This window comes from Sphingobium sp. B8D3B, from assembly GCF_025961875.1.
Classification (GTDB): domain Bacteria; phylum Pseudomonadota; class Alphaproteobacteria; order Sphingomonadales; family Sphingomonadaceae; genus Sphingobium.
Genome location: NZ_JAOQON010000001.1, coordinates 1,992,321 through 2,018,952 on the forward strand (window position 1 = coordinate 1,992,321; position 26,632 = coordinate 2,018,952).

The 26,632-nt window shown below is 64.8% G+C and carries 24 protein-coding genes; 10 read left to right on the top strand and 14 right to left on the bottom strand.

The window, feature by feature from the left end; all coding sequences use genetic code 11:
• Positions 1 to 22: 22 nt before the first annotated feature.
• From M2343_RS09380 to M2343_RS09410, 7 genes are all read right to left on the bottom strand, one after another.
• Positions 23 to 265: a twin-arginine translocase TatA/TatE family subunit gene (locus M2343_RS09380; protein ID WP_181558851.1), complete on the bottom strand. Its 243-nt coding sequence runs from the start codon at positions 263 to 265 to the stop codon at positions 23 to 25.
• Between the two features lie 95 nt (positions 266 to 360).
• Positions 361 to 978, bottom strand: a complete 618-nt coding sequence (gene scpB / locus M2343_RS09385) for an SMC-Scp complex subunit ScpB (RefSeq protein ID WP_264576438.1) — start codon at positions 976 to 978, stop codon at positions 361 to 363.
• Positions 975 to 1,730, bottom strand: coding sequence for a segregation and condensation protein A (locus M2343_RS09390; protein ID WP_264572368.1), 756 nt, complete (start codon positions 1,728 to 1,730; stop codon positions 975 to 977). Before M2343_RS09390 ends, scpB begins: the two co-directional genes overlap by 4 nt.
• A 62-nt stretch (positions 1,731 to 1,792) precedes the next feature.
• On the bottom strand, positions 1,793 to 2,809 hold the full coding sequence (gene nagZ, locus M2343_RS09395) for a beta-N-acetylhexosaminidase (protein WP_264576439.1): 1,017 nt from the start codon (positions 2,807 to 2,809) through the stop codon (positions 1,793 to 1,795).
• Positions 2,810 to 2,819: 10 nt separating this feature from the next.
• Positions 2,820 to 3,581 (bottom strand): SPOR domain-containing protein, encoded by a 762-nt coding sequence (locus tag M2343_RS09400; RefSeq protein ID WP_181558849.1) that lies wholly within the window; start codon positions 3,579 to 3,581, stop codon positions 2,820 to 2,822.
• The gene (gene argS / locus M2343_RS09405) at positions 3,581 to 5,308 is read right to left on the bottom strand and encodes an arginine--tRNA ligase (protein WP_264576440.1); all 1,728 of its coding nucleotides are present in this window, start codon (positions 5,306 to 5,308) and stop codon (positions 3,581 to 3,583) included. Before argS ends, M2343_RS09400 begins: the two co-directional genes overlap by 1 nt.
• 71 nt (positions 5,309 to 5,379) lie before the next feature.
• Entirely contained in the window at positions 5,380 to 6,033 is a 654-nt protein-coding gene (locus tag M2343_RS09410) for a hypothetical protein (RefSeq protein WP_264576441.1), read from the bottom strand.
• Positions 6,034 to 6,288: 255 nt separating this feature from the next.
• Here M2343_RS09410 and ispH point away from each other — a divergent pair, with 255 nt between their 5' ends.
• The 7 genes from ispH to M2343_RS09445 all read left to right on the top strand — a co-directional run bounded on the left by ispH (position 6,289) and on the right by M2343_RS09445 (position 13,914).
• The gene (gene ispH / locus M2343_RS09415) at positions 6,289 to 7,245 is read left to right on the top strand and encodes a 4-hydroxy-3-methylbut-2-enyl diphosphate reductase (protein ID WP_413716047.1); all 957 of its coding nucleotides are present in this window, start codon (positions 6,289 to 6,291) and stop codon (positions 7,243 to 7,245) included.
• Positions 7,246 to 7,248: 3 nt separating this feature from the next.
• On the top strand, positions 7,249 to 8,232 hold the full coding sequence (thrB, locus tag M2343_RS09420) for a homoserine kinase (protein ID WP_264576443.1): 984 nt from the start codon (positions 7,249 to 7,251) through the stop codon (positions 8,230 to 8,232).
• The gene (rnhA, locus tag M2343_RS09425) at positions 8,229 to 8,666 is read left to right on the top strand and encodes a ribonuclease HI (RefSeq protein ID WP_181558845.1); all 438 of its coding nucleotides are present in this window, start codon (positions 8,229 to 8,231) and stop codon (positions 8,664 to 8,666) included. The genes thrB and rnhA overlap by 4 nt, the downstream gene beginning before the upstream one ends.
• A gap of 291 nt (positions 8,667 to 8,957) precedes the next feature.
• The gene (locus M2343_RS09430) at positions 8,958 to 9,149 is read left to right on the top strand and encodes a hypothetical protein (protein WP_264576444.1); all 192 of its coding nucleotides are present in this window, start codon (positions 8,958 to 8,960) and stop codon (positions 9,147 to 9,149) included.
• A gap of 519 nt (positions 9,150 to 9,668) precedes the next feature.
• Complete coding sequence (locus M2343_RS09435; RefSeq protein ID WP_264576445.1) at positions 9,669 to 12,053, top strand: transferrin-binding protein-like solute binding protein; 2,385 nt, start codon at positions 9,669 to 9,671, stop codon at positions 12,051 to 12,053.
• 124 nt (positions 12,054 to 12,177) lie between these two features.
• Positions 12,178 to 13,665, top strand: a complete 1,488-nt coding sequence (amyA, locus tag M2343_RS09440) for an alpha-amylase (protein ID WP_264576446.1) — start codon at positions 12,178 to 12,180, stop codon at positions 13,663 to 13,665.
• 105 nt (positions 13,666 to 13,770) lie between these two features.
• Positions 13,771 to 13,914 (top strand): hypothetical protein, encoded by a 144-nt coding sequence (locus M2343_RS09445; protein WP_181558843.1) that lies wholly within the window; start codon positions 13,771 to 13,773, stop codon positions 13,912 to 13,914.
• 62 nt (positions 13,915 to 13,976) lie between these two features.
• Here M2343_RS09445 and M2343_RS09450 read toward each other — a convergent pair whose 3' ends face one another.
• The 3 genes from M2343_RS09450 to M2343_RS09460 all read right to left on the bottom strand — a co-directional run bounded on the left by M2343_RS09450 (position 13,977) and on the right by M2343_RS09460 (position 19,179).
• Complete coding sequence (locus M2343_RS09450) at positions 13,977 to 15,194, bottom strand: argininosuccinate synthase (protein ID WP_264572181.1); 1,218 nt, start codon at positions 15,192 to 15,194, stop codon at positions 13,977 to 13,979.
• A gap of 410 nt (positions 15,195 to 15,604) precedes the next feature.
• Positions 15,605 to 17,836 (bottom strand): catalase/peroxidase HPI, encoded by a 2,232-nt coding sequence (katG, locus tag M2343_RS09455; protein WP_264576447.1) that lies wholly within the window; start codon positions 17,834 to 17,836, stop codon positions 15,605 to 15,607.
• 107 nt (positions 17,837 to 17,943) lie between these two features.
• Positions 17,944 to 19,179, bottom strand: a complete 1,236-nt coding sequence (locus tag M2343_RS09460; protein ID WP_264576448.1) for an SAM-dependent methyltransferase — start codon at positions 19,177 to 19,179, stop codon at positions 17,944 to 17,946.
• 118 nt (positions 19,180 to 19,297) lie between these two features.
• On the opposite strand from M2343_RS09460, the gene M2343_RS09465 reads away from it, so the two are divergent.
• The gene (locus M2343_RS09465; protein ID WP_264576449.1) at positions 19,298 to 19,921 is read left to right on the top strand and encodes a flavin reductase family protein; all 624 of its coding nucleotides are present in this window, start codon (positions 19,298 to 19,300) and stop codon (positions 19,919 to 19,921) included.
• Positions 19,922 to 19,930: 9 nt separating this feature from the next.
• Here the strand turns inward: M2343_RS09465 and rlmN are convergent, their stop codons facing one another.
• Complete coding sequence (gene rlmN / locus M2343_RS09470) at positions 19,931 to 21,199, bottom strand: 23S rRNA (adenine(2503)-C(2))-methyltransferase RlmN (protein ID WP_264576450.1); 1,269 nt, start codon at positions 21,197 to 21,199, stop codon at positions 19,931 to 19,933.
• 261 nt (positions 21,200 to 21,460) lie between these two features.
• On the opposite strand from rlmN, the gene M2343_RS09475 reads away from it, so the two are divergent.
• A complete protein-coding gene (locus tag M2343_RS09475) occupies positions 21,461 to 21,733 on the top strand; it encodes a PepSY domain-containing protein (protein WP_264576451.1) in 273 nt (90 codons plus the stop codon).
• Positions 21,734 to 21,744: 11 nt separating this feature from the next.
• Here the strand turns inward: M2343_RS09475 and M2343_RS09480 are convergent, their stop codons facing one another.
• Together M2343_RS09480 and M2343_RS09485 are read right to left on the bottom strand one after the other, a co-directional pair.
• The gene (locus M2343_RS09480) at positions 21,745 to 23,340 is read right to left on the bottom strand and encodes a M28 family metallopeptidase (protein ID WP_264576452.1); all 1,596 of its coding nucleotides are present in this window, start codon (positions 23,338 to 23,340) and stop codon (positions 21,745 to 21,747) included.
• Positions 23,341 to 23,426: 86 nt separating this feature from the next.
• Entirely contained in the window at positions 23,427 to 23,942 is a 516-nt protein-coding gene (locus tag M2343_RS09485; RefSeq protein WP_264576453.1) for a hypothetical protein, read from the bottom strand.
• Positions 23,943 to 24,114: 172 nt separating this feature from the next.
• On the opposite strand from M2343_RS09485, the gene dnaN reads away from it, so the two are divergent.
• Positions 24,115 to 25,227 carry a DNA polymerase III subunit beta gene (dnaN, locus tag M2343_RS09490; protein ID WP_264576454.1) on the top strand — a complete coding sequence of 371 codons (1,113 nt, stop codon included), beginning with the start codon at positions 24,115 to 24,117 and terminating at the stop codon, positions 25,225 to 25,227.
• 15 nt (positions 25,228 to 25,242) lie between these two features.
• Here the strand turns inward: dnaN and M2343_RS09495 are convergent, their stop codons facing one another.
• Positions 25,243 to 26,574 (bottom strand): amidohydrolase, encoded by a 1,332-nt coding sequence (locus tag M2343_RS09495; RefSeq protein ID WP_264576455.1) that lies wholly within the window; start codon positions 26,572 to 26,574, stop codon positions 25,243 to 25,245.
• Positions 26,575 to 26,632 lie beyond the last annotated feature (58 nt).

The following is a 26,632-nucleotide window of genomic DNA, read 5'->3' on the forward strand; positions in this document are numbered from 1 at the left end:
TGGCCTGATCAGACCGCCCGGATCAGCTTTCGAGCTTCTGCTCTTCGCGCGTCGCGCTGCTCTCGCCGGCTGCGGACTGGCGATCGATGCGCTGCGCAGGCTTCGCCGCGCTCGCCGTATCGCCGTCATCATCCGCAAGGCCCTTCTTGAAGCTCTTAATACCCTTGGCGACATCGCCCATCAGGCTGGAGATGCGTCCGCCGCCGAACAGCAGCACGATCACCAGCACCAGTACGACCCAGTGAATCGGGGAACCGAAACCCATCAGAAATCTCCTGTGAATGCGCCCTAACTAAGCCCTGCGGGTCCATAGCGCAATGGCCATCCCGGCATCAGCCCTTGCCTCATCGAATAAGGCGATCAGTCCTCATCTTCTTCATCTTGTGGGTCATTTTCAAGACTCCCCTGCAAATCCAGCGATTCCATCGCCAGATCGACCGGATCGAGCAGGCCGGCAGCGCGCAGATCGTCGATCCCGGGCAGATCGCGCCGACTGGAGAGGCCGAAGTGGCTCAGAAAATCAGGGGTCGTCGCATAAGTGAGCGGCCGTCCCGGCACCTCTCGCCGCCCCGCCGGGCGCACCCAGCCCGCCTCCATAAGCACGTCCAGCGTCCCCTTGCCGACCTGCACGCCGCGAATCGCCTCGACCTCCGCGCGGCTGACCGGTTCGTGATAAGCGATGATCGCCAGCGTCTCGACCGCGGCCCGGCTGAGCTTGCGCGGCTCCTCTCGTTCCCGGCGCAGGATATGACTGAGATCGGCTGCCGTCTGGAAATGCCAGCGCCCGCCCCGCTCGACCAGTTCAATCCCGCGACCGGCATAATGCGCGGCCAAAGCCGACAGGCAGCCCCGGATATCGCCGTCCAGCCCGCTATGCCGCTGGATCTCGGCGACCGTCAGCGGCGCCTCGGCCGCGAACAGCACGGCTTCCACGAGACGCTCCATCTCGCTCGCAGCATGGAACTCCGGCACGCTCATGACGGCACCGCCGGCGCGCGCAGGTACAGCGGCGCGAACGTCTCTTCCTGCCGCAGTTCGACGCGCCCTAGCCGCGCGAGCTCCAGCGCTGCGACGAAACTGCTGGCCAACGCCGAGCGGCGCAGCTGCGGATCAGCGGTTTCGGGCAGGAACCGGCCCAGCTCGGCCCAGTCCAGCTCCATGCCGATCAGGCGCGACACCCGCTCAATGGCTTCATCCAGCGTCATCACCGGCCGGCGATGGACAATGTGGATGCGCGGCGCCGTCCGCGCCTTCACCTGCCCATAAGCCTGAATGATGTCGAACAGGCTGGCCTGCCACACGATCGCGCGCGGCCGGTGCAATCCTTCCGGCGCGGCGCGGGGGAAAACGTCCCGACCCAGCCGATCCCGCGCCATCAGGCGGGCGCCCGCCTCGCGCATCGCCTCCAGCCGCTGCAGCCGCAGATGGAGGCGCAGCGCCAGTTCCTCGGGCGAGGGCTCAGGCTGCGCTTCCTTGGGCAGCAGCAGCCCGGATTTGAGATAGGCGAGCCACGCCGCCATCACCAGATAATCGGCGGCCAGTTCCAGCCGCAGTTCCGCCGCTTCCTCGATGAAGCGCAGATATTGCTCGACGAGGGCGAGGATGGAAATCTCGCGCAGATCCACCTTCTGCGTCCGTGCCAGTGCCAGCAGAAGATCGAGCGGCCCCTCCCAGCTTTCCACGGAGACGGTGAGGATGGCGTCGCCCGGCAGGCGGCGGACAGGCTCCATCCACTCGCCATCGAACAGCCCGGTCGGCGCCTTATCGGCAGGCTGGACGGGCGAGCTGGCGCTCATGCCGGCGTGAGCGCCAAGAGCGCGTCGCGCGTCGCCATCGCCTTCTCGCCCGGCCAGGCCGGATCGGCGCCGGCGGCGATGCTCGCCATCGCCCGGTCCAGCCGCTCACGCGCCGCGTCGGATATGTCCGGCAAGCGCGCGGCGATGGCCGTCATCTCGTCCATCCGCCCCCAGCAATTGAGCGCCAGATCGCAACCGGCCGCGACCACCGCCTCGGCCAGCTCATCCGCAGGGCCGTTCAGCGCCTTCATGTCGAGATCGTCGGACATCAGCAGGCCATCAAAGCCAATGGCGCCGCGAATGATCTCGCGAATCACATAAGGCGACAGGCTGGCTGGCCGGTCCGCATCCCAGGCGGTGTAAACGATATGCGCGGTCATCCCCGCCGGAGCGTGACGCAGCGCCCGGAATGGTGCGAGGTCGCGCTCCATCTCGTCGGCGCTGGCCGAGACCGTGGGCAAAGCGAGGTGGCTGTCGACCAGCGCGCGGCCATGGCCCGGCATATGCTTGACGATGCCGGCGACGCCGCCGTCCCTCAGTCCCTCCAGCGTCGCCCGGCCCAGCGCTGCGACGCGCATCGGCTCAGCGCCGAAGGACCGATCCCCAACAATGTCGCTCGCGCCGGGATAGCGCAGATCGAGCACAGGCGCGGCATTGGCGGTGATCCCGACTTCCGAGAGCATCGTGCCCAGCAGCCGGGCATTGCAGCGCGCCGCCTCCATCGCGCTCGAAGGCGCCAGATCATAAAGGGCATCGAAGCGTGCGGCGGGGGGACAGTCCGGCCAGTGCGGCGGGCGCATCCGCGCGACGCGGCCGCCTTCCTGATCGATCATGATGTACAGATCGTCCCGCCGCGCAATGTCGCGCAGCTCATCGGTCAGCGCGCGCAACTGGGCGCGGTCGGCGATGTTGCGGCCGAACAGGATGTAGCCTGCCGGGTCGCAGGCACGGAACAGCGCCCGCTCTTCCGCGCTGACGCGCTCGCCGGCAAGGCCGAAGATGACCGGCTTCATCGCGCCGAGATCACCGGACGACGATGCAATTTTCGCCCGCCACGCGCAGCCGGCCGCAGGTGGCGGTGGCATCCGCCGGGGAAGCGACGCTGGCGCGCAGGCGATACAGGGTGCGTCCGCCCGTCTCGACCGGCTCGACGCTGTGCTTGAGGGCCGAGAGATAATCGAATCGGCCGGACTGCTTCTTCCAGACCTCCTCGGCGATGGCGCGCGAGGCAAAGGCGCCGAGCTGCACGCGCGGCCCGGTCAAGGTGTCGACATCCTCGACCTTCGCCGGAGCTGGCGCCGCCGGCTTGGGCGTGGCGGCCGTCTTGACCGGCGCGATGACGGTGGGCTTGGCCGCCGGACGCTCCGCCGGGACAGCCAGAGCCGGCGCGGTCGGGCCGGTCTGCTTCAAGTCGTCACGCGGTGCTTCCGGCACGCGGCTCGCGTCGATGCGCCCCGAAGCCTCCCGGCCCTCGCTGGCTGCAAAGGCTTCGTCCCCTTCCCCATCGAAGGTGCGCGCGTCCGACGCGTTGGCCGGAACCTTGTAATCCTTGTTCTCCGCCGCAATCAGCGGCGCCGAGCCATCGCTGCCGCTGCGATCGCGGTTGCTGAACAGATAGCCGCCGGCGACAATCACACCGAGCAGAACGAGGCCCAGCACCGCCAGACCGACAATGCGGATCGGGGACACCCTTTCGGTCTCTTCCTCGATTCCTGCGGGCTCCAGCCAGGGCAGCCGGTCCTCGTCATCAAGATTGAGACCGTTGTTCGGCTCCCCGGCTGACATCAGTTCATCTCCTCAAGCGCGCTGACGCCCATCAGGGCCAGGCCGTTCTTGATAACCTGACCGATTCCGGCGCTCAAGTGCAGTCGCGCCGCCGTGAGGCCCGCATCGCCCGCGACGATCACGCGCCGCTCGGGCTGATCATTGCCGAGGTTCCACCAGCCATGGAAGCTGGCGGCAAGATCGTAGAGATAGAAGGCGATGCGATGCGGCTCACGCGCATTGGCGGCAGCCTCGACTACGCGGGGGAAGGTGGCCAGCTGCTTGACCAGATCCAGCTCCTCCGGGCCGAACAGCGCGCTGTCCGCCGCCGGCAGGCCGTCCGGGAAGCTCTCCTGCACCCGGCGCGCCAGCGAGGAAATCCGCGCATGGGCATATTGCACGTAGAAGACCGGATTGTCCTTGCTGGCTTCCACCACCTTGGCGAAGTCGAAGTCCATCTGCGCATCGGCCTTGCGTGTCAGCATGGTGAAGCGCACGACATCCTTGCCGACCTCCTCGACGACGTCGGCCAGCGTGACGAAATTGCCGAGCCGCTTGCCCATGCGGACCAGCTCGCCATTGCGCATCAGGCGCACCATCTGCACCAGCTTGACGTCGAACTGGACCTTGCCGCCGGTCAGCGCCGCCACGGCGGCCTTGATGCGCTTGACGGTGCCGGCATGGTCGGCGCCCCAGATGTCGATCAGCTGGTCGGCATTCTCGGCCTTCTGGGCATGATATGCGAGGTCGGTGCCGAAATAGGTCAGCCCGCCATCGGACTTGCGCACCGGCCGGTCGCTATCGTCACCGAACTGCGTCGCCCGGAAGAGCGTCATCTCGGTCGGCTCCCAGTCGTCAGGCAGTTCACCCTTGGGCGGCTCCAGCACGCCCTGATAGATGAGGCCCTCCGCCTCCAGCCGGGCCAGCGCCGCATCGACGCGGCCGGCCTGCTGCACGGCCGCCTCGGAGGCGAAGACATCATGATGAATGCCGAGCAGCGCCAGATCGGCGCGGATCATGTCCATCATCGCGGCGACGGCACGCTCGCGGAACAGGTCGAGCCAGTCCGCTTCCGGGGCTCCGACGTAGCGGTCACCGAACTCCGCCGCCAGCGCCTGACCGATGGGGATCAGATATTCGCCCGGATAGAAGCCGTCGGGGATCGCGATGGTCTCGCCCAGCGCCTCCCGGTAGCGCAGATGCACCGAGCGACCGAGCGTCTGCACCTGCGCGCCGGCATCGTTGATATAATATTCGCGGATGACGCTGTGCCCGGCATATTCGAGCAGCGCCGCCAGCGCATCGCCGACGACCGCGCCCCGGCAATGGCCCATGTGCATTGGCCCGGTCGGATTAGCCGAGACATATTCGATGTTGACGCGCACGCCCTTGCCCATCGTCGAGCGGCCATAGTCCGCGCCAGCCGCATGGATGGCTGCCAGCTCGTCTTCCCAGGCGGTGCGGACAAGACGCAGATTGATGAAGCCGGGGCCGGCGATCTCCACGCCGTCGACATCCGCCAGCGCCCGCAGCCGGCCGGCGATCAGCTCGGCAAGGGCACGGGGATTGGTGCCGGCGGGCTTGGCCAGCACCATCGCCGCATTGGTCGCCATGTCGCCATGCGAGGGGTCGCGCGGCGGTTCGACGGTCACGGCGGCGCGATTGAGGCCGGCGGGCAATTCGCCAGCCTGCACCATGTCGTCCAGAAGGCCGTCCAGCGCGGCGGCGATACGAGCGAAGATATTCATCGGGTCAGCGGTCCTGTCAGCATCGGCGGCGCGGCTGCAGGATGCTGCGGTCGTCCGGCCGCCGGAAAATGTCAGCGGGTCACGTTATAGCGGAGCTGGTCGGTGGTCAGGTTGAAACCCAGGAGCAGCTCGAAGCTGCTTCGCTGGATCGCCTCGCGCACTTCCGGGCGGGCCAGCGGATCGAGCGCCGCGTCCTGGTCGCCCGTCTTGCGCGGGCGGGTGATCATGCGCTCGATCTCGGGCGGCAGCGTTGCCGCATTGCGATCGATATAGGCAGAGGTGCTGCCGGTCGCCTCGGCACGCAGCGCGCCCTCGGCGAAATTCAGCCGCACCATGGTGACGCGCTTGGCGGTCACCGCCGTCGCGCCGCGCACGACTGCCGCGAAGACGGGCAGATCGACCGTCCGCGCCGGCCCGGCATCGCGGCGCACCGCAACGACCTTGTAGCCGACCTGCGAATAAATGTCCGTCTCACCCGTGGTGCAGGCAGGCCGCACATCGGTGAGCGTCGCGACCACGTCGATCGCACGCGCGTCGCGGCTGTCGGCCGGGTCGAACAGCGTGACGTCGCCGGTGTGCGCGGCCACGGCCACGGTCGGGCATGCGGTGCGGAACTGGATGATGCCTTGTCCGGCGGAGTCGATGTCGCCGCGCTTCGCGCAGCCGGCCATCAGGGCGACAAGAGCTGCCAGAACGGCGGGTTTCGAGAGAGCGGCGATCCGCACGATGGCTCCAATTCCTTCATTCTGGCGCGCGCGGGATATCCCGCGCACAATCGGGTCCGCGCTTCTTAGTCGCGCTCCCACGGGCGCGCAACCGAAAGGGCACGTCGCCCGGACGGGCTGCAAAGACCTCGCCCGCGCCAGATGACCGCAGGATGAACCGGACGGCCGTTGCGCCCTCTCCCATTCTTCCGGCTTTCCCTCGAGCGGCCATGCCCCTAATGGGACTGGATGAATGGATCGACACATATGCCCGACATGCCTGCCTCTCACCAGCGCCCCGCCCTCACCGTTCTGGTCGCCGCACCGCGCGGCTTCTGCGCCGGTGTCGACCGCGCGATCATGATCGTGGAGCGGGCGCTCGAGAAGTTCGGCGCGCCAGTCTATGTCCGGCACGAGATCGTCCACAACCGCTTCGTCGTCGATGGGCTGCGCGCCAAGGGCGCCATCTTCGTGGACGAGCTGGATCAGGTGCCCGATGGGCGGCCGGTGGTCTTTTCCGCCCATGGCGTGCCCAAGGTCGTGCCCGCCAATGCCGAGGCGCGCGGCCTCGATTATCTCGATGCGACCTGCCCGCTGGTTTCCAAGGTCCACCGGCAGGCCGAGCGGCAGGTGGAGGCCGGGCGCCACATCCTGTTCATCGGCCACGCCAATCATCCCGAGGTGATCGGCACGTTCGGCCAGGTGCCGGACGGCGCGATGACGCTGATCGAGACGCAGGCGGACGCAGAAGCATTCCAGCCCGCCCCCGGCGTGTCGCTGGCCTTCCTCACCCAGACCACCCTGTCCGTCGATGATACCGCAGAGATCGTCGCAACGCTGGAGCGACGGTTCCCGGACATTGCCGCGCCAAAGGGCGAGGACATCTGCTATGCGACCTCCAACCGCCAGGCCGCAACGAAGGAAATCGCCCGTCGTGCGCAGGCGGTGATGGTGATCGGCGCGCCGAACAGCTCCAACTCCATGCGGCTGGTCGAGGTCGCCGACCGCAGCGGCGCGCGCGCCCGCCTGATCGAAACCGCCGACGAAATCGACTTTGACTGGCTGGCCGGCGTCGAGACGCTGGGGGTGACCGCCGGCGCCAGCGCGCCCGAAGTGCTGGTGCGCAGCGTGATCGACAAGCTCGCCACCCGGTTCGACGTGACCGAGGAGGAAATGCTCACCACCACCGAATCGATCACCTTCAAGCTGCCGCGCGGCCTGGAAGCGGCCTGAGCCATGGCTGTCTACACGCAGGTGCCGGCCGAGACGCTGGCACTCTTCCTCGAACGCTACGATGTCGGCACACTGCTCGCCGCCAAGGGCATCGCCGAGGGCGTCGAGAACAGCAATTATCTGGTCGACACGACCGGCGCGGACGGCAAAGGCGCCCGCTTCATCCTGACGCTCTACGAAAAGCGCGTGGATGTGGCGGACCTGCCTTTCTTCATGGACCTGCTCGACCATGTCGGCGCGCGTGGCTGCCCGGTGCCGCGCTTCATCCATGACCGCGAGGGCAAGGCACTGCAGACGCTGTGCGAGCGGCCCGCCGCCCTCATCGAGTTTCTGAACGGCGTCTCGGTGACTCACCCGACCCCGCCGCAGGCCCGGTCTGCCGGCGCGGCGCTGGGGCAGTTTCACCGCGCCGCCGAGGGCTTTTCCGGCGAGCGCCCCAACACGCTCGGCCCGGAAGGATGGCACCGCCTCGCCAATGAGTGCGGCGGCGCGCTGGATACCATCCAGCCGGGGCTGGAACAGCGCGTACGGACCGAACTCGCCTATCTCGACGCGCATTGGCCGGATGCGCTGGCGCGTGGCGTCATCCATGCCGATCTGTTTCCGGACAATGTGCTGATGCGCGGCGATGAGGTCGGCGGACTGATCGACTTCTACTTCAGCTGCACGGACATCCGCGCCTATGATCTCGCCATCATGCATGGCGCCTGGTGCTTCGGGCCCGACGGGCGGGACTTCGACAGCGCCGTGGCTTTGGCGCTGATCGCGGGATATCGCGCGACGCATGGGCTGACCGCGGAGGAATATGCCGCGCTGCCAATCCTCGCACGCGGCGCCGCGCTGCGCTTCCTGCTGACCCGCGCCTATGACTGGATCAACACGCCCGCCAATGCGCTGGTGACGCGCAAGGACCCGCTGGCCTATCTGCGGCGCCTCGACTTTTATGCCGAAACGGACGCAGCGGCGCTGTTCGGCTCGGCCTCGTGAAAACCGTCCAGCTATTCACCGACGGCGCCTGCAAGGGCAATCCCGGACCGGGCGGCTGGGGCGTGGTGCTGCGCTTCAACGGCCATGAGAAGGAGCTTTCCGGCGGGGAAGCGCACACCACCAACAACCGGATGGAGCTGATGGCCGCAATCGCCGGCCTCAACGCCCTCAAGGGGCCGTGCCATGTGATCCTGTCCACGGACAGCAACTATGTGAAGGACGGCATCACCCGCTGGATTCACGGCTGGCAGCGCAATGGCTGGCGCACCGCCGACAAGAAACCGGTGAAGAATGCCGACCTCTGGCAGGAACTGCTCGCCGCCGTCGCGCCCCACCGGATCGACTGGCAATGGGTAAAGGGCCACTCCGGCCACCCGGAGAATGAGCGCGCCGACCGCCTCGCCAGTGATGCCGCGGAGCGGGCGCGGGGTTAGGTAGTCATTCTTTCAAGTTCAGTTTGAGCGGAAGGAACAGACGATGCGCAACATCCTTGATGGACGAATGGCGAACTAACTCGACGCCTCGTCTCGCCGTTCAATCCATATTCGAGCGTCCAGCATAGTGGCATCGACCGCCGGAGACGCTTTGCATTCCCCGGATGGCTCCACCGCCAGCGCAACCTCATGGAGCGCTTCTTTCATCGCATCAAACACAGTTCGGTCATCGCCGAATGCCGACCCTCCTAGGCCGCGAGAAAATTTGAGCGACTATTTGTCGGGAGCGAGATGCAACATGCCAAGGACGCTGGTGGCTATTTGCTCGTAGCGGTTTGCTGTGGCGCGGTTGACCTCGAGAACACCGAACATGCGCTCGTTGCGGTTGTGGTGCTTGTAGAGCAGCCGGCCGTTTTCGATATCGTGCGGCGGTTTAATTTGCCGGGAATCTGCACCTTCAAAGCAAAACTCGCCCTAGTATGACGGTCATATCAATGACAGGTGCTCAACTGCCATGCCGATCACCCCCGGGCACTTCTCCTAAGACCATGAAGCCTTCAATTCGTATCCTAACCTTGGGTCGAATTATTTTAGTGGGCCTGGCATTTCCAGTGCTGCTCTTCAACTTCGGTTGCAGACGATCAACGAGATGCTTACGGCGGCGGGGATTCGGCAGTACTGCCAGATAATTCCAAAGAAATGGGGGGGGCTATGAAGGCTAAGCATATCGCCGTGGTGTCCGTACTGGCGCTACAGCTATCCGGATGCGGCGGGAGCAGCGGCGACGGCGTTCATTCGACGCCAGTGCCTACTCCTACTCCTACTCCTACTCCTACTCCTACTCCTACTCCTACTCCTACTCCTACTCCTACTCCTACTCCTACTCCTACTCCTACTCCTACTCCTACTCCTACTCCTACTCCTACCCCGACACCTACTCCGACGCCGCCGCCGACCGGCGCAAATGACGATCTGCTCAGTGCGCTCGAAACCGAGTCCTTCGTGAACAGCGCAGCCACCGGCAGGAGCAGCGTTCCGTTTGATGGTGCCACACCGACGGTGGCAGCAACGTCGGCCTCGGCCCTTGTCTGGTATGACAAGGCTAGCAATGGCTATACGATCGCGGTGGGAGGACGCAGCCAGACATTCCTGCCCGAAAATCTGGACACGAGCCAATCGACCGCGACATTGTCCGTCTATGTCAAGACGAGCGGGCCAACGACGGATTCTCTGACGCTGACAAAGGCTGGCATATCAGGCCGCTTCACCTATCGCTATGTCGGCAGCGGGTTCTGGCAAAGCACGACGACCGGCGCAGTGGTTGTCTCGGGTTCTCTAGACGCCTTTGCCTATGGCGCAGCGACGCCGAACGGCGCCGTCCCGCGCACTGGCCGCAGCGAGTATGCGGTCGATTTGATCGGAGCGCGGACAATAGGCAGCACCGCAACGGGCATAACCGGGCAAGGCTTGACTCAGGTCGATTTCGCGACCGGCGCCATCGTCACGCATGGCACAGCAGTCACTCCCTTTTCCGCCAACGCACCCTTCTCCAGTGAGGCGCGTCTGTCGAGTAGCAGCAACAGCTTTTCCGGCACGTTTCGCATCGACGACTTCGGAGTGTTTCAGGGCACGCTGGATGGTCGCTTCTTTGGCCCCAATGCGCAGGAGATCGGCGCAGCCGTCTCGGCGAAGACTGGGCTCGATATCATGATCGGCGCCATCGCCGGACGCGGCTCGACGGTGACCACTGCAAATACGACAACCAAGCCGCTGTCGGTCAATGATTTCTTCGCTGCCGATTCAGCGAGACTGACCACGACTTTGCAGAACTATAATGGGACTATCGGATCTGGATTCTCCGGAAGTAGCTCGGAATCGTCCGCACTGATCGTCAATTACGCGGCCGCCAGCAACGACTACACGCTGATTGGGACTGACCATTCGCAGTATTTTCGGGCTAGGAGCGATATCTCGTTCGGCTCGACACAAGAGGCATTACGCGACACTACGCCCAGGCAAACGCTGGACGGCTATGACTATGCGACCTTTACTAATCTTCGATATGTGACATCGCACAGGTGGAGGCGAAGCGTGGGTTCCGGCGGTCTGCTCGACTACCGGATGGAGCAGTTCGTCTTTGGCATCAACACCCCCGACGCGAGCGTCCCCCGGACCGGCTTGGGCGGCTATGCCATCGGTCTGAGTGCGACGGTCGCCGACGCCGACTTTTCCAACCTCGCCTATATCAACGGCTTCGGCCTTTTACAGGCGGATTTTGCGACCGGCAGCATGACGGCATCCGGCAGCACGCGCATATACGGCCAGGAGCAGATTAATCTTCTCTCCTACGACGGCACCGGTACCTTTAACTTGAACGGTATCATATCAAGCAGCACGAACAGTTTTACTGGGTCGATCAGCTTCGACGGACTCGGGGCCTATACCGGCACGCATCGGGGGCGCTTCTACGGCCCCAATGCTGAGGAGATCGGCGCGGCGTTCTCCGCCACGGATGGGAGTGGTGGGACAGCGGTGGGTACATTCGCAGGCGGTAGCGACTCCGCCGCGATATTCGCCGTGCCAAAAATCAGCGAACTGACCAGCCCCACCGATTTCGCGTTCTCCGCGGTTAAGCCACGTTCATCATCCATGGTCACGGGCGAGACAGTGCAGGTCAGCTATGATCCCGCGACGGCAACTTATAGCCTGTCTTTCCGCGATGTGCATCTGACGCCCTCGACCACCTACGTCGCCACCCTGTCTTCCGCCAACCGGAGCGCGGGTGCGAGCGATGATGGGTTCGACGTATATCAAGGCGCCATGAATGGCGTGGACTACAGGGCGACCCTGCTCAAACCCGTGGCAGGCAATACAGTGCTGGCGCTCAGCTATACCAGCTTGGCAATAGTCGTTGATAGCCGCCCGTCGTCCCCAAGCTTCGAGGAACGCCATTACATCGCGTTCGGCCAGCAGACCGATTCCGTCCGGATGCCCCGCAGCGGGAGCGCCCAATATGGTGGCATCGCACTCGGCTTCGGGCGAACGAAGACGAACGCGTTCAACGGCGTCAACCCGTCAGTCGTTACCGATTATGACCTGACCGGACAGGCAAGCCTGACAGCGAATTTCGGTACAGGCTCGCTTTCGAGCAGCCTGACCCTTGAGGGCACGCCCGTAGGCGGAGGCGCGGCAACCGGCTTCGGGAACTTCGCCAATAATGGATCGATTGCCGGCGCCGGGTTCAGGTTGGGCAACACTGGCGACATGGTCGCGGGAAGATTCTTTGGGGGTGCAGCAGAAGAGGTCGGCGGAACGTTCGAATTTTCGAAGACCGACAGCGCTGGTACGCTGATCGATCTCGGCGGTGTGTTCGCAGCCAAGCGCTAATCTCGGCCACCCCAGTGCCTCAGCGCCCGGCGTGGGCGCTTTCACTGTGGCTGGAACGTCCGCCGCCAACCTTCGTTACGGCGTGGAGCCGATCCTCGGCTCGATAGCCAAAGATCGGACTTTTATGCCGCCACGCACCCTGATCCAGTTCTTCCATTGGTACACGCAGGATGGAGGGCTGCATTGGGACGAGGTGGCTGACAAGAGCGCGAGCCTGGCGGAGATCGGCATCACCGATGTCTGGCTGCCCCCGGCCGGCAAGGGGGCGGCAGGCGGCTATTCGGTTGGGTACGATGCCTATGACCTGTTCGACCTCGGCGAGTTCGACCAGAAGGGCACGGTGGCCACGAAATATGGCGATCGCGCCGCGCTCGAACGGGCCTGCGCCGCCCTGCGCGATGCCGGATTGCGGGTGATCCACGACGTTGTCTTCAATCACAAGATGGGCGGGGACGAGACGGAGCAGGTGCGCGTGCGCCGGGTCAATGCGGATAACCGCACCGAGATCGAGGACGAGGCTTTCGAGGCGCGCGCCTATACGCGCTTCACCTTCCCGGGGCGCAATGGCGCCCATTCCAAGTTCATCTGGGATGCCCGCTGCTTCAGCGGCGTGGACCATCTCGACGAGCCCAATGAAAATGGCGTCTTCAAGCTCGTCAACGACTATGGCGATGGCGAGTGGAACGCGGAGGTGGACGAGGAACTCGGCAACTTCGATTATCTGATGGGATCGGACATCGAGTTCCGCAACAACGCCGTCTACGAGGAGCTGAAATATTGGGGCCGCTGGCTGGCCGAGCAGCTTCCGGTCGATGGCTTCCGGCTCGATGCCGCCAAGCATATCCCGGCCTGGTTCTTCCGTGACTGGGTGGGACATATGCGGGAGAGCGTGGCGGACGACCTGTTCGTGGTCGCCGAATATTGGCACCCGGACATGACCGCCCTGCAGACCTATCTCGACCGCGTCGATCATCAGCTCGCTCTGTTCGACGTCGCCCTGCATCACCGCTTTCACGAGGCCTCGTGCGCGGGCGACGCATTTGACATGCGGACGATCTTCGACGGTTCGCTGGTGGCGGTGGCCCCGGACCGAGCTGTGACGATCGTCGCGAACCACGACACCCAGGCGCTGCAGGCCATGGAAGCACCCGTCGAGACCTGGTTCCGCCCGCTGGCTTATGCGCTGATCCTGCTGCGCGACGCCGGGGTGCCGTGCGTGTTCTATCCCGATCTCTATGGCGCGCGGTACAAGGATACGGGCGGCGATGGCGAGACTCATGAGGTCGAGATGCCGCCGATTGACGGCCTCGAGAAGCTGATCGAAGCGCGGCAGCGTTTCGCGCATGGCCCGCAGACCGACCTGTTCGACGACCCCCATGCCATCGGCTTCATCCGCCACGGCACCGGGGATGCGCCGGGCTGCGTCGTGCTGCTCACCAATGCGGGCGATGCCACCAAGGTCTTCGATCTCGGCCCGGACCATGCCGGCGCGGGCTTCCGCGATTATCTCGGGCATTGCGAGGAAGAAATCTGGTCGGACGACGAGGGACGGCTGACCGCGCGGGTGAATGGCGGAAGCGTGAGCGTGTGGGTGCGCAGCGACGCATTTTGAGGGGCTCAGCGCCAGCGCATTTCCCTTTTGGGAACTCCGAGGCGACCGATGCTCAGGAACGACCCTCCAACATCGCGCGTTGGCTCAATTGAAAGGAGTTCTCAGATGGAAGATGAGGTTCACAAGACCACCGAAGACGCCCGTGCCGGCCAGACGCCGCACATCGTCCGTTATGTGCTGAGCATCTCGCTCGTGCTTGCGGTGATTGTGATGGCGGTCGTTCTGTTCTGGGGCTCGGCCCAGAGCTGACGCCGGCCTGAACGCGCTTTTGCGCGCAGAAAGTGGGGCCGGACGCGGCCGGCCCACATTCCTTAAATATCGCGGCGCCCGAGCAAGCGCAGACGCAGGGCGTTGAGCTTGATGAAGCCAGCCGCATCCCGCTGATCATAGGCGCCCGCATCATCCTCGAACGTCACGACCTTCTCGCTGTAGAGCGAATTGGGCGACTTGCGGCCCACGACGATGCAGCTGCCCTTATAGAGCTTGAGGCGGACCGTGCCCGCAACCTTCAGCTGGCTGTGGTCGATTGCCGCCTGCAGCATCTCGCGCTCGGGTGAGAACCAGAAGCCGTTATAGACCAGTTCCGCATAGCGCGGCGCCAGTTCGTCCTTGAGGTGGGCGGCGCCGCGATCCAGCGTCAACTGCTCGATGCCGCGATGCGCGAGCGCATAGATCGTGCCGCCCGGCGTCTCGTACATGCCGCGCGACTTCATGCCGACGAAGCGGTTCTCGACCAGATCGAGCCGGCCGATGCCGTGCTTGCGCCCCAGTTCGTTGAGGGCTTCCAGCAGCGTGGCGGGACTCATCGCCTGGCCATTGAGGGCCGTGCCGTCGCCCTTCTCGAAATCGACGGTGATATATTCCGGCGTGTCCGGCGCATCCTCGGGATTGACGGTGCGCGAATAGACATAATCCGGCACCTCTTCCCACGGATCTTCAAGCACTTTGCCTTCCGAGGAGGTGTGCAGCATGTTGGCGTCAGTGGAGAACGGCGCTTCGCCGCGCTTGTCCTTGGGCACCATGATCTGGTGCTGCTCGGCCCATTCGATGAGCTTGGTGCGCGAGGTCAGATCCCATTCGCGCCACGGCGCGATGACCTTGATATCCGGCTGGAGCGCATAATAACCAAGCTCGAACCGCACCTGGTCATTCCCCTTGCCGGTCGCGCCGTGAGACACGGCATCGGCCCCGACCATCTTGGCAATCTCGATCTGGCGCTTGGCGATCAGCGGCCGCGCGATGGAGGTGCCGAGCAGATACAGCCCCTCATACATGGCGTTGGCGCGCATCATCGGGAAGACATAATCCCGCACGAATTCCTCGCGCAGATCGTCGATGAAGATGTGCTCGGGCTTCACGCCGGCATTCAGCGCCTTCTGCCGGGCCGGCTCCAGCTCCTCGCCCTGTCCCAGATCGGCCGTGAAGGTCACGACCTCGCAGCCATAATGGATTTGCAGCCACTTGAGGATGACGCTGGTATCGAGGCCACCGGAATAGGCGAGAACAACGCGCTTGATGGTGTCGGACATGGCGACAGGGGTCTTTCGAACTGGAGGTCGAGGATCAGGCCGGTCGCCTATCAGCGTCGCTCAAAACGCGCAACCTGTGAGGGACGCCGGGCGCGCCAATCCGCTGCACGCGGGCTGCCCATCATCGGTAAGATCGATCATTGAGACGACTTTAATCGATTTTCGTTCTTGAACGGGTGGCATTATTGTCAGCATCGGAACGCAGCCTGCAGCCTGCGTCCATTGCTCGCCGGTTCCCCACGGCCGCGCGAGCACCTGCTGCCCCGGCACCCCCCTCCTGCCGGGGCAGCTATCGCCTCCCGACATCCCCCAGCATCCGGCAGACCACGGCAGCTTTGCGCCTGCCTCAAACGAACCGCCCGGCCCCATCTCTGGAGCCGGGCGGCGAAGCATCCGTCATGGAAGGAGGATTATGCCGAGAGATCGAACCGGTCGGCGTTCATCACCTTCACCCAGGCCGCGATGAAGTCGGCGACGAACTTGTCGGCAGCGTCGGACGACGCGTAGACCTCTGACAGCGCCCGCAGCTGGGAGTTCGATCCGAACACCAGATCGGTGCGGGTCGCGGTCCATTTCTCCGTATCCGTCTTGCGGCAGGTGCCGACGAACACCTCGTCCCCGCGATCATCGACTTCCTTCCACGCCGTGCCCATGTTGAGCAGGTTGACGAAGAAGTCGTTGGTCAGCTGGCCGGGACGATCCGTCAGCACGCCTTCCTTGCGGCCATTGTGATTGGCACCGAGCACGCGCAGCCCGCCGACCAGCACCGTCATCTCCGGCGCGCTCAGGCGCAGCAGCTGGGCGCGGTCGATCATCAGCTCCTCGGTCGGCACGCTGAAGCGCACCTGCAGATAATTGCGGAAGCCGTCTGCCTTGGGCTCCAGCACGGCGAAGCTCTCGGCATCGGTCCAGTCCTGCACGGCATCCGTTCGGCCGGGGATGAACGGCACCGTCACCGTGCGCCCCGCGGCCTTGGCGGCCTGCTCGATGCCGACGCTGCCGCCCAGCACGATCAGATCGGCAATGCTCACCTTCTTCCCGCCCGATGCCGTCGCGTCGAAGTCTGCCTTGATTCCCTCATAGACATTCAGGACGCGGGCCAGTTGCGCCGGTTGATTGACTTCCCAGTCCTTCTGCGGCGCAAGGCGGATGCGCGCGCCATTGGCGCCGCCGCGATGGTCCGAGCCGCGATAGGTGGAGGCCGAGGCCCAAGCGGTGGTGACCAGCTCGGCCACGGACAGGCCCGATGCCGCGATCTTCTCCTTGAGCGCTGCCACATCGGCGGCGTCGATCGGCGCATAGTCGGCCTTGGGGATCGGATCCTGCCAGATCAGGTCTTCCACCGGCACCTCGGGGCCGAGATAGCGCGCCTTCGGCCCCATGTCGCGGTGGCACAGCTTGAACCAGGCCCGTGCGAAGCAATCCGCGAAATAGTCCGGGTTCGCGCGGAATTTCTCCATGATCGCTCGATAGGCCGGGTCCATCTTGAACGCCATGTCCGCCGTGGTCATCATCGTCGGCACATGCTTGGCAGGGTTGTGCGCGGCCGGCGCCAGCGTCTCGGGCGGATTGCCGACCGGTTGCCACTGTTTCGCGCCGGCAGGGCTGCGCACCAGCTCATACTCGTGGTCGAGCAACATGTCGAAATAGCTCATGTCCCAGCTGATCGGCGTCGGCGTCCACGCGCCTTCGATGCCGCTGGTGATCGTATGATCGCCGATGCCGCTCTCATGGCTCGACTGCCAGCCCAGGCCCTGCTGCGCGATGTCTGCGCCTTCCGGCTCGGCGCCGATCTTGGAGGCATCGCCCGCGCCATGCGCCTTGCCGAAGGTGTGGCCACCGGCCGTCAGGGCAGCTGTCTCTTCATCGTCCATGCCCATGCGCTTGAACGTCTCGCGAATGTCCCGTGCGGACTGGAGCGGATCGGGATTGCCGCCCGGCCCTTCCGGGTTGACGTAGATGAGGCCCATCTGGATCGCGGCGAGCGGGTCTTCCAGCGCGCGGCCCTCAGCCTCGTCAATGCGGGTGAGATTGCCTTCCTGGCCCACCCACTGCTCCTCGGTGCCCCAGTAGATGTCCTTCTCCGGCTCGAACACGTCGGCCCGGCCGCCGCCGAAGCCGAAGACCGGCCCGCCCATCGATTCGATCGCGACATTGCCGGCGAGGATCATCAGGTCCGCCCAGCTCAGCTTGGCGCCATATTTCTGCTTGATCGGCCAGAGCAGCCGGCGAGCCTTGTCCAGATTGGCGTTGTCCGGCCAGCTGTTGAGCGGGGCGAAGCGCTGCTGCCCGCTATTGGCGCCACCGCGACCGTCACCGGTGCGATAGGTGCCCGCCGAGTGCCACGCCATGCGGATGAAGAACGGGCCATAATGGCCGTAATCCGCCGGCCACCAGGGCTGGCTGTCCGTCATCAACGCATGGAGGTCGCGTTTGACGGCCTCATAATCCAGCGTCTTGAATGCTGCGGCATAGTCGAAATCGTCCCCCATCGGGTCAGTGGAGAGACCGTTTCGCTGGAGAATTTCGAGCGAGAGCTGGTTGGGCCACCAGTCCCGATTGGTGCGGCCCAGCAGCGAGCGCATGGCTGCGGACGTCTTCATCGGGCAACCCGACGGCGAACCACTTGTTTTCGCGTCCATTTCAATATCCTTCCCGATCAAAATTCATTGAGGGGAGATTATCGAACAGCGGCCGCCTGAAACAGCGATTAAACTTCGTTATTGAAAGCTAGATTTTCGATCAAGGATCAGCCCTTGGCGCGATAGCGTGCCTCGGCCTGCGCCATATAGTCTCGCGTGATCGGCAGAGTGTGGCGATTGCGGACGAACTGGAGCTGGTAGATCGTCTGGCTGCCATAGAGGAAGCCGGACGCTGCCGCCGCCAGATAGAAGGTCCACATGCGGAAGAAGCGCTCGTCATACAGGGCGACGATCTCCGTCTTCGCCGCAAGCGTGCGCTGATACCAATGCTCGAGCGTATAGTAATAATGCATGCGCAGCACTTCGATGTCGGTCAGCAGCAGGCGGTTGGGCTCGCTGCCTTCCATGATCTCCGACAACGCCGGGGCGTAACCGCCGGGGAAGATATATTTGCGCATGAAGCCATCCGTCGATGACGGGCCATTGAGGCGGCCGATGGTGTGCAGCAGCATCACCCCGTCCGGCTTCAGCAGGTTATGGCAGGTGCGGAAGAACTCGCGATAATGGCGCACGCCGACATGCTCGAACATGCCGACCGAGACGATGCGATCGAACGTGCCGTTCACATCGCGATAATCGATCAGCTCGAACCGGACGCGATCGGCGACGCCCGCCTCCTGCGCCCGGCGCCGCGCGACTTTGAGCTGCTCCTCGGACAAAGTGACGCCAAGCACGTCCACATCCGCCACGCGGTTGAGATAAAGGGCCATGCCGCCCCAGCCGCAACCGATATCCAGCACCTGCTGACCGGACTTCAGATCGAGCTTGGCGGCGATATGCGCCTTCTTGTCGATCTGCGCCTGCTCCAGGCTCACGGCATCGGGGTCGGTAAAGTAGGCGCAGCTATATTGCCGGTCCTTGTCGAGGAACAGCGCGTAGAGCTTGTCCGACAGGTCGTAGTGATGCGCGACATTGGCCTTGGAGCGACTGCGCTTGTTGTAATTGTCGCGCCAGTGCTTGATCCGCTCTCCCAGCCAGCCGAGCAAGCTCGGCTCATCGAGCGTCTTGCCGCTTTCCAAAGGCGAATTGGCCGCGACCAGCATGATCAGGTTCCAGATGCTGCCCTGCTCGATGATGAGCTTGCCATCCATAAACCCTTCGGCCGCGCCGAGCGCCGGATTGGTGAGGATGGCGCGTGCGGCGGCATCATCGGTGAAGCGGATGGCGACGTCCGGCCAGCCCCTCACGGCTGTTCCCAACACTTCCTGCGACCCATCCGCATAGCGGATGGTCAATGTGCCCTGACTGATGATCTTGCCGAGCAGGCGACCCAATATTCTCATGGCGCGCGTTTATAGCGCGGCGGATCGTTCGGTCACCCCCTTTCACGAAGAGCGGGCGCTTTCCCTGACCGTTCCATCTGCTATTCCGCTGCCTCGGCCCATCGGAGATGAGACGATCATGACCACCCCCAGCTTCCACAGCTACCGCCCGGCCGATGGCCATGGGCTGGCGCACAATCCGCTGAATGCCATCGTCGCGCCGAGGCCCATCGGGTGGATCGGGACGGTCAGCGCGACCGGTGTGCCCAATCTCGCGCCCTACAGCTTCTTCAATCTCTTCGCCTACAGCCCGCCGATCATCGGCTTCTCATCCAGCGGCGTGAAGGACAGCCTGACCAACGCCCGTGCGACCGGCGTCTTCACCTGGAATCTGGTCGGCCGCTCCCTGGCTGAGGCGATGAACGCCACATCTGCAGAGGTCGCGCCAGACATCGACGAATTCACGCTCGCTGGGCTGGAACCGCTCGCCTCGGCGGAGATCGCGGCACCGCGCGTCGCGGCCAGTCCGGTGCAGTTCGAATGCCGGGTGACAGACATACTGCCGCTGCGTGGCCTTTCCGGCGCGCAAACCGGCAATGTCATGGTGTTTGGCGAAGTGGTCCACATCCACATCGATCCGGCCTGCCTGCATCACGGCATCTATCGCACCACCGATGCGGTGCCAGTGGCGCGGGGCGGAGGTCCGGCTGACTATTACGAGATCCGGCCCGACACACAGTTCCTGATGAAGCGCCCCGGCTGAACCCTTGGCTCAGCCGAGCGCGGCCTGCTTCTCGGCCGCGAGCCGATCCAGCTCGGCGCGGCTCTTCTTTTCGCTGGCGGACTTGAGCTGGCCACATGCCGCCATGATGTCGCGACCGCGCGGCGTGCGCACCGGCGCGGAAATGCCCGCCTCGAACACGATGTCTGAGAAGCGCCTGATCCGCTCCGGGGTTGAGCACTCATAGGGCGCGCCGGGCCACGGGTTGAAGGGAATGAGGTTCACCTTCGCCGGCAGACGATAGTGGCGCAGCAGGCGGACCAGCTCGCGCGCATCCTCATCGCTGTCATTCTTGTCCTTGAGCATCACATATTCGAACGTGATGCGACGGGCATTATTGGCGCCGGGATAGTCGGCACAGGCCTGCAGCAGCTCTTCCAGCCCGAACTTGCGGTTGAGCGGCACGATCTCGTCGCGCACCTCCTTGGTGACGGCATGAAGCGACACGGCCAAATTGACGCCGATTTCCTCGCCAGCGCGCGCCATCATCGGCACCACGCCGCTGGTGGAGAGCGTGATGCGGCGCTTGGAGAGCGCCAGCCCGTCGCCATCCATCACCACCTTGAGCGCATCGCGCACATGCTCGAAATTATAGAGCGGCTCGCCCATGCCCATCATCACGATGTTGGTGAGCAGGCGCCCGTCCGGGCTGTACTGCGGCGCGTCGTCGTCTTCTTCCTCTTCGACCTCGCCGAAGCCGGCCATGCTGCCCTTTGGCCACTCGCCAAGGGCATCGCGCGCGAGCATCACCTGCCCGACGATCTCGCCGGGCGTCAGATTGCGCACCAGACGCATCGTGCCGGTATGGCAGAAGCGACAATTGAGCGTGCAGCCGACCTGGCTGGACACGCACAGCGTCCCCCGGTCCGCATCGGGGATGAAGACCATTTCATAATCCTGCGCGTCGTCGGAACGCAGCAGCCATTTGCGCGTGCCGTCCGAGCTGATCTGCGCTTCCACCACATTGGGCCGCCCGACGATGAAGCGCTCGGCCATCCAGCCCCGCATCGGCTTGGCCAGATCGGTCATGCGCTCGAAGTCGGTCTCACCGCGATGATAGAGCCAGTGGAAGAGCTGCTTGGCGCGCAGCTTCGCCTGCTTCTCATCGAGACCGGCCGTACTCAGCTCAGCCTTGATCTGGGCGCGGGAGAGACCAACGAGATCGACCCGCCCGTCCTCGCGCGGCGTGATGGCGCGGGGGACCGGCACAGGATCGACATGGCCGGGGATCGGCATGAGGGGCGTCGCAGTGTGGGGCATGGGGGCGCATATAATCGCATGTTGGAGCTTGCGCCAGTGGCGTTCACCAACCCCGATGCCGGCAGACCATCCCCATACGAAACCGGATTTCCCGTCGTTGCGGGAACCCGGCGAGCAAGGAGCCGTTACGCTCTGGTCGTCCGGGCCCCTCTGGCGCTTGCTGGCAAGCGTGATGTCGGACGCCCCACCGCGCCCGAGGCAGATCATTCCACGTACGCCATTCGCCGTGGAATCCTTCGGCGCCTATCGGAGGATTGATCCATGAAGTTCGCGCTCCCGCTCTCCCTCGCTGCCCTGGCCTCGCTCGGCTGCGCGACGCCCGCTTTCGCCGCGGACCGTGCCCCGACCCCGGACGAGGCGAAGGCCATCACGGCTGTGCTACACGAGGCGGGATTCAAGAGCTGGGACGAAATCGAGTTCGACGTCGACGACAATCGCTGGGAGGTCGATGACGCGCGCGATGCGCAGGGGCAGCAATGGGATCTCCATCTCGCCCCGAAAACCTACGCGATCGTCCGCCGCGAACGAGACTGACGACGGGCCGACTAGTTCGCAAAGCGCTTGAAATAGCTCGTCTCCAGCCACCGCGGGCGCTCTGGCGCGTCGGCGACGCGCTGGGTGAGCGCGATGACATAGTCGGTCAGCTTCACGCCCTCGGCCTTCATCACCGGCTGCAGAAGATCATCCTGGGGAGAATGGTAGATATTCGCGCGCCACGCGGCCTCCACCGCCTCTTCCGGCGTCCCGAGCTTGAAACCATATTTGGGGAAGAGCGCCGGGATGCCCTGCTTTATGAAGCTATATTGATCCGACCGGATGAACACGTTGCGATCCGGCTTGGGGTCCGGGACGATGGGTAGGCCCATCGCCTCGCTCACCGCCTGCGCATGAGCGCCAAGCGTGCTCTCCTCATAGCCGATGGGCGTGATGCTGGTCAGCGGAAAGATCGGCAGCGGCATGTCCAGATTGATGTTCGCCACGATCGAGCCGGCCGGCACCGTCGGACGATTGGCGAAATAGCGCGAGCCGAGCAGGCCCTTCTCTTCTGCGGTGATGATGGCGAACAGGATTGAGCGGCGGGTCTTCCGGGGCGCCGCCGCCAATGCCCTGGCCGCCTCGATCATGCTGGCGACGCCGACGGCATTATCGAACGCCCCGTTATAGATGGCATCGCCATTGACCGGTGTTCCGATGCCATAGCCGTCCAGATGCGCCGAAAGGACGACATATTCCGAGGCCAGTGCCGGGTCCGATCCGGGCAAGACCGCGATGATGTTGTTGCTGGTGAGCGGCTTTTGAGTCGCCTTGATCGTTGCCGCAAAACGGCCCGGCAGATCGAAGACGGGCAGCGGCGCCGATGCGTCCGACAGGGCGGACAGCGCCTCGAAGCTCTGCCCCGTGCCCTCGAACAGCAGGCCGGCCTTTTCCGGCGAGAGGGTTGCCATCATGAAGGGCACCGAGACATCGCGCAGGGCCGGATCGGCCAGAAACATGGAGGAAAGGCTCGCATTGCCGACCTGCCGATCCCACCGGATCTCGACCTGTTTGGGGGTGGTGAGCGCAATCATTCCCAGGGCACCACGCTCAGCGAGCAGCTTCGCGCGCGCCGAGCGCGCATCGGACTTCAGCGCGCCCGAAATGTCGGCTGGGCCGCCGGACAGCACGACCACCACCTTGCCCTTGACGTCGATCCCCGCGAAATCGTCGTGACCGGCCTCAGCTATGGAGAGGCCATAGCCGGCAAAGACGAGCGGCGCGTCGATGCTGGCCGGCATGGGCGTGTTGCCACGGAAGAACAGATCCTGCGGGGTCGCCAGAACCACATCGCCCGACGCGCGCTTGAGCACCGCCGTGCTCGCCGGCTGATCGAAGCGCTGCTCGACCAGATCGACACGCTGAAAATAGCCGTCCGTTCCCGCCGCCCGCGCCCCAAGCTTGCGAAAGGACTCGACGACATAATCGGCCGCGCGATCATAGCCCGGCGTGCCGGCTCCGCGCCCTTCATTGGCGTCGCTGGCAATTTCCTCGACATGGCCCCACCAGGCATTGATCCGCTCAGGGGATGGGTCGGGCAGTTGCGCAGCCAGTGGGGCGGCGATCAGGCAGCCAATGACTGCCCCTAGGGCGTGGCGATAGAACATGAAGCATGGTCTCCCCGGACGATGCGCCACATGCTGCAATGCAACAAGAGCGCTGTCAACGCGGGGGCGGTCCGGGAAAGCAGCGCTTAAGGTTGCCGCGCGCAGCCCAGCGCCGCCGCATCGATGGCGGTGGCGGCACCGCTCAGGGCATAGCGATCGGTAAAGCGCCCGCCTGCCCGTGCCCGCCCGGATATGCTCATCGTCCGGTTGGTGCGCATCGCGGCGATGATTGCCGCATCGCTTGCTGGGTCCGCCGCCCAGACATCCGCTTCGGACCCAACCAGCGCGAACTGCCTGCCGCCGAGGGAAAGAACCGCGTGCGTATCCTTGGCAAGTTGATGGCTGAGGCGAATATTCACCTGCCCGCGTAGCCCGGCGCGGGGCCAGTAGCCAATGGCGGCGAACGGACGCCAGGGCGATGCTTCCCAGCCCCCGGCCATCGGCTGGGCCATGGCAAAGCAGCGCTGGGCGTTCGGATCCCGGAACGCGCCCCAGCCCTCGAACACGCCAAGCACGTCCCGCGCCCGCGCGTTGCCGGCCGCGGCAAGCGCGGCGCCGATCAGCAGCAGAGCGAGCGCGCGGACAGGGCGGGTGAGCGTCATGCCGCCGGACAAAGCGTAACGCGCCCGCGAACACAAGACAGCGCCGGGTGGACGCGCGCTTTTTTCTCGGGGCGACTTGCCCCATGCGGCAATTTCGATAAGGAAAGAGGCTCCAAGAGCGGACTCCTTCGCTCCGACTCCATCAACCGGATAAGAAACGGACACCAGAGGGATGAAGGCCACCATCGAACGTGCGACGCTCCTGAAGAGCCTCGGCCATGTCCAGTCGGTCGTGGAGCGGCGCAACACGATCCCGATTCTCTCGAACGTGCTGATCGACGCGACCGGCGACGGCGCCATCAAGCTGATGGCCACCGACCTCGATCTGCAGATCGTCGAGAATGTGCAGGCGCAGGTGGAAACGCCGGGCGCCACCACGGTCTCGGCCCACACCCTGTTCGACATCGCGCGCAAGCTGCCCGAGGGCAGCCAGGTCCGCCTGGAAGCGGCCGAGGGCAAGATGCTCGTGCAAGCCGGGCGTGCGCGCTTCAACCTGCAGACCCTGCCGCGCGACGACTTTCCGATCATCGCGGAAGGCGCGCTGCCCACCAGCTTCGAGCTGCCGGCCGCCTCGCTCATCCAGATCATCGACAAGACGCGCTTTGCCATCTCCACCGAGGAGACGCGCTATTATCTGAACGGCATCTTCCTGCACGTCGCGGAAGACCCCGCCCCGGTGCTGAAGGCCGCCGCGACCGATGGCCACCGCCTCGCCCGCGTGACGCTCGCCCGCCCGGATGGCGCAGAGAACATGCCGGACATCATCATTCCGCGCAAATGCATCGCCGAGCTGCGCAAGCTGCTCGACGAAGTGGACGGCAGCGTGCGCATCGACCTCTCGCCCACCAAGATCCGCTTCGACCTTGGCAATGCGGTGCTGACCAGCAAGCTGATCGACGGCACCTTCCCGGATTACAGCCGCGTGATCCCGACCGGCAACGACAAGCTGCTCAAGATCGATCCGCGCAGCTTCGAGGAAGGCGTGGACCGCGTGGCGACCATCGCCACCGAGAAGACCCGCGCCGTGAAGATGGCGCTGGAGAAGGACAAGATCACCCTCTCCGTCACCAGCCCGGAAAACGGCACTGCTGCCGAGGAAGTACCCGGCGACTACAGCGCCGCGCCCATCGAGATCGGCTTCAACGCCCGCTATCTGCTCGACATTCTCGGACAGGTCGAAGGCGACTCGGTGGAGGTCCACCTCGCCGACGCTGCCGCGCCGACGCTCATCCGCGAGAATGAGAAGGCCCCGGCGCTTTACGTGCTCATGCCGATGCGGGTCTGATCCCGCGCACCAGACTTATTTGGGATTGGCCAGCACCGAGAGGGCCGCGACCGACAGGCTGCGTATGGCCGTTGGGATGGCGCTTTCGGCGTCCGGCAGGAAGTAGGGCGAGTGGTTTGTCGGGAGCGGCTCGCCGTGCTTTGCATAATCCGCGATGACCGACGGCAGATAGCCGCCGACACCCAGATAGACCGAGCGCATGCCGCTGGCTGACACCAGTTCCGAATAATCCTCGCTGGCCGAACCGCCCGGCGCGCTGGCCGGGATCAGCGCAATGTCGTCCCACCCCGCCGTGCGCAGGGCAGCTGCGGTTTTCGCAGCGAGATCATCGTCATTGATGACCGATGCCGCGCCCCGGCTGTGATCGATCACCGGTTCGGGCGCCTGCGACATCGCTGCGACGGAGAGCGCCGTGCGCTTCACGCCCTCGACCAGCTGCTCGCGAACCTCCGGCGAGAAGGAGCGCAGCGTCAGGGCCAGCGATGCTGTGTCCGGGATGATATTGGCCGCCGAGCCCGCCTGGAACGAGCCGACGGTCACGACCCCGAATTCAAACGGATCCTTCTGCCGGCTGACCACGGTTTGCACATCCATGACGAAGCGCGCGCCCATCACGATGGGATCGATGGTGCGGCTCGGCATCGAGCCGTGACCGCCCTTGCCCTTGAAAGTGATCCGGATGGTGTCCGAATTGCTGGTAAAGGCGCCCTGCTTGACCACGATCCGCCCGACGGGATCATTGCCGACATGGGCCGCAAAGCCGTAATCGGGCTTGGGGAAACGCGTGAACAGGCCGTCCTCGACCATCTTGCGCGCGCCCTGCCCGCTTTCCTCGCCCGGCTGCGCGACAAACAGCATCGTCCCGCGCCACTGGTCCCGCATGGCGAGCATGGCTTTCGCCGTACCGACCCACCAGGCCATGTGCAGATCATGGCCGCAGCTATGCGCGACGAACGTGGTCTTGCCTTGATACTGCGCCTCACGGGTGCTCGCGAAGGGCGACTGGCTCAGCTCCTTCATCGGCAGGGCATCCATGTCCGCACGGATCAGCACCACCGGCCCCTCGCCATTGCGCAGCACGGCGACGACGCCGGTCCCGCCAACCTTCTCGGTGACCTCCAGCCCCAGCTTGCGCATTTCCTGCGCCAGCCGCGCGGCCGTGCGGGTTTCCGCCAGGCTCAGCTCGGGATTGGCGTGCAGATCGCGGTAGAGGGCGATCAGGTCCGGCGTGCTCTGCTTGATGGACTGTTCGATGGCAGCGGTCGCCCGCGCATCTACGGTCGCGCCCATGGCCGGACTGGCCAGCGCCGACATTGCAAGGAGCAGCGCGAGAGGGGATTTGAGCATGGCATCTCTCCGGAAAGCAGGAGGCTGGGTGGCACGAACCGGGCCGCAGCATAGACAT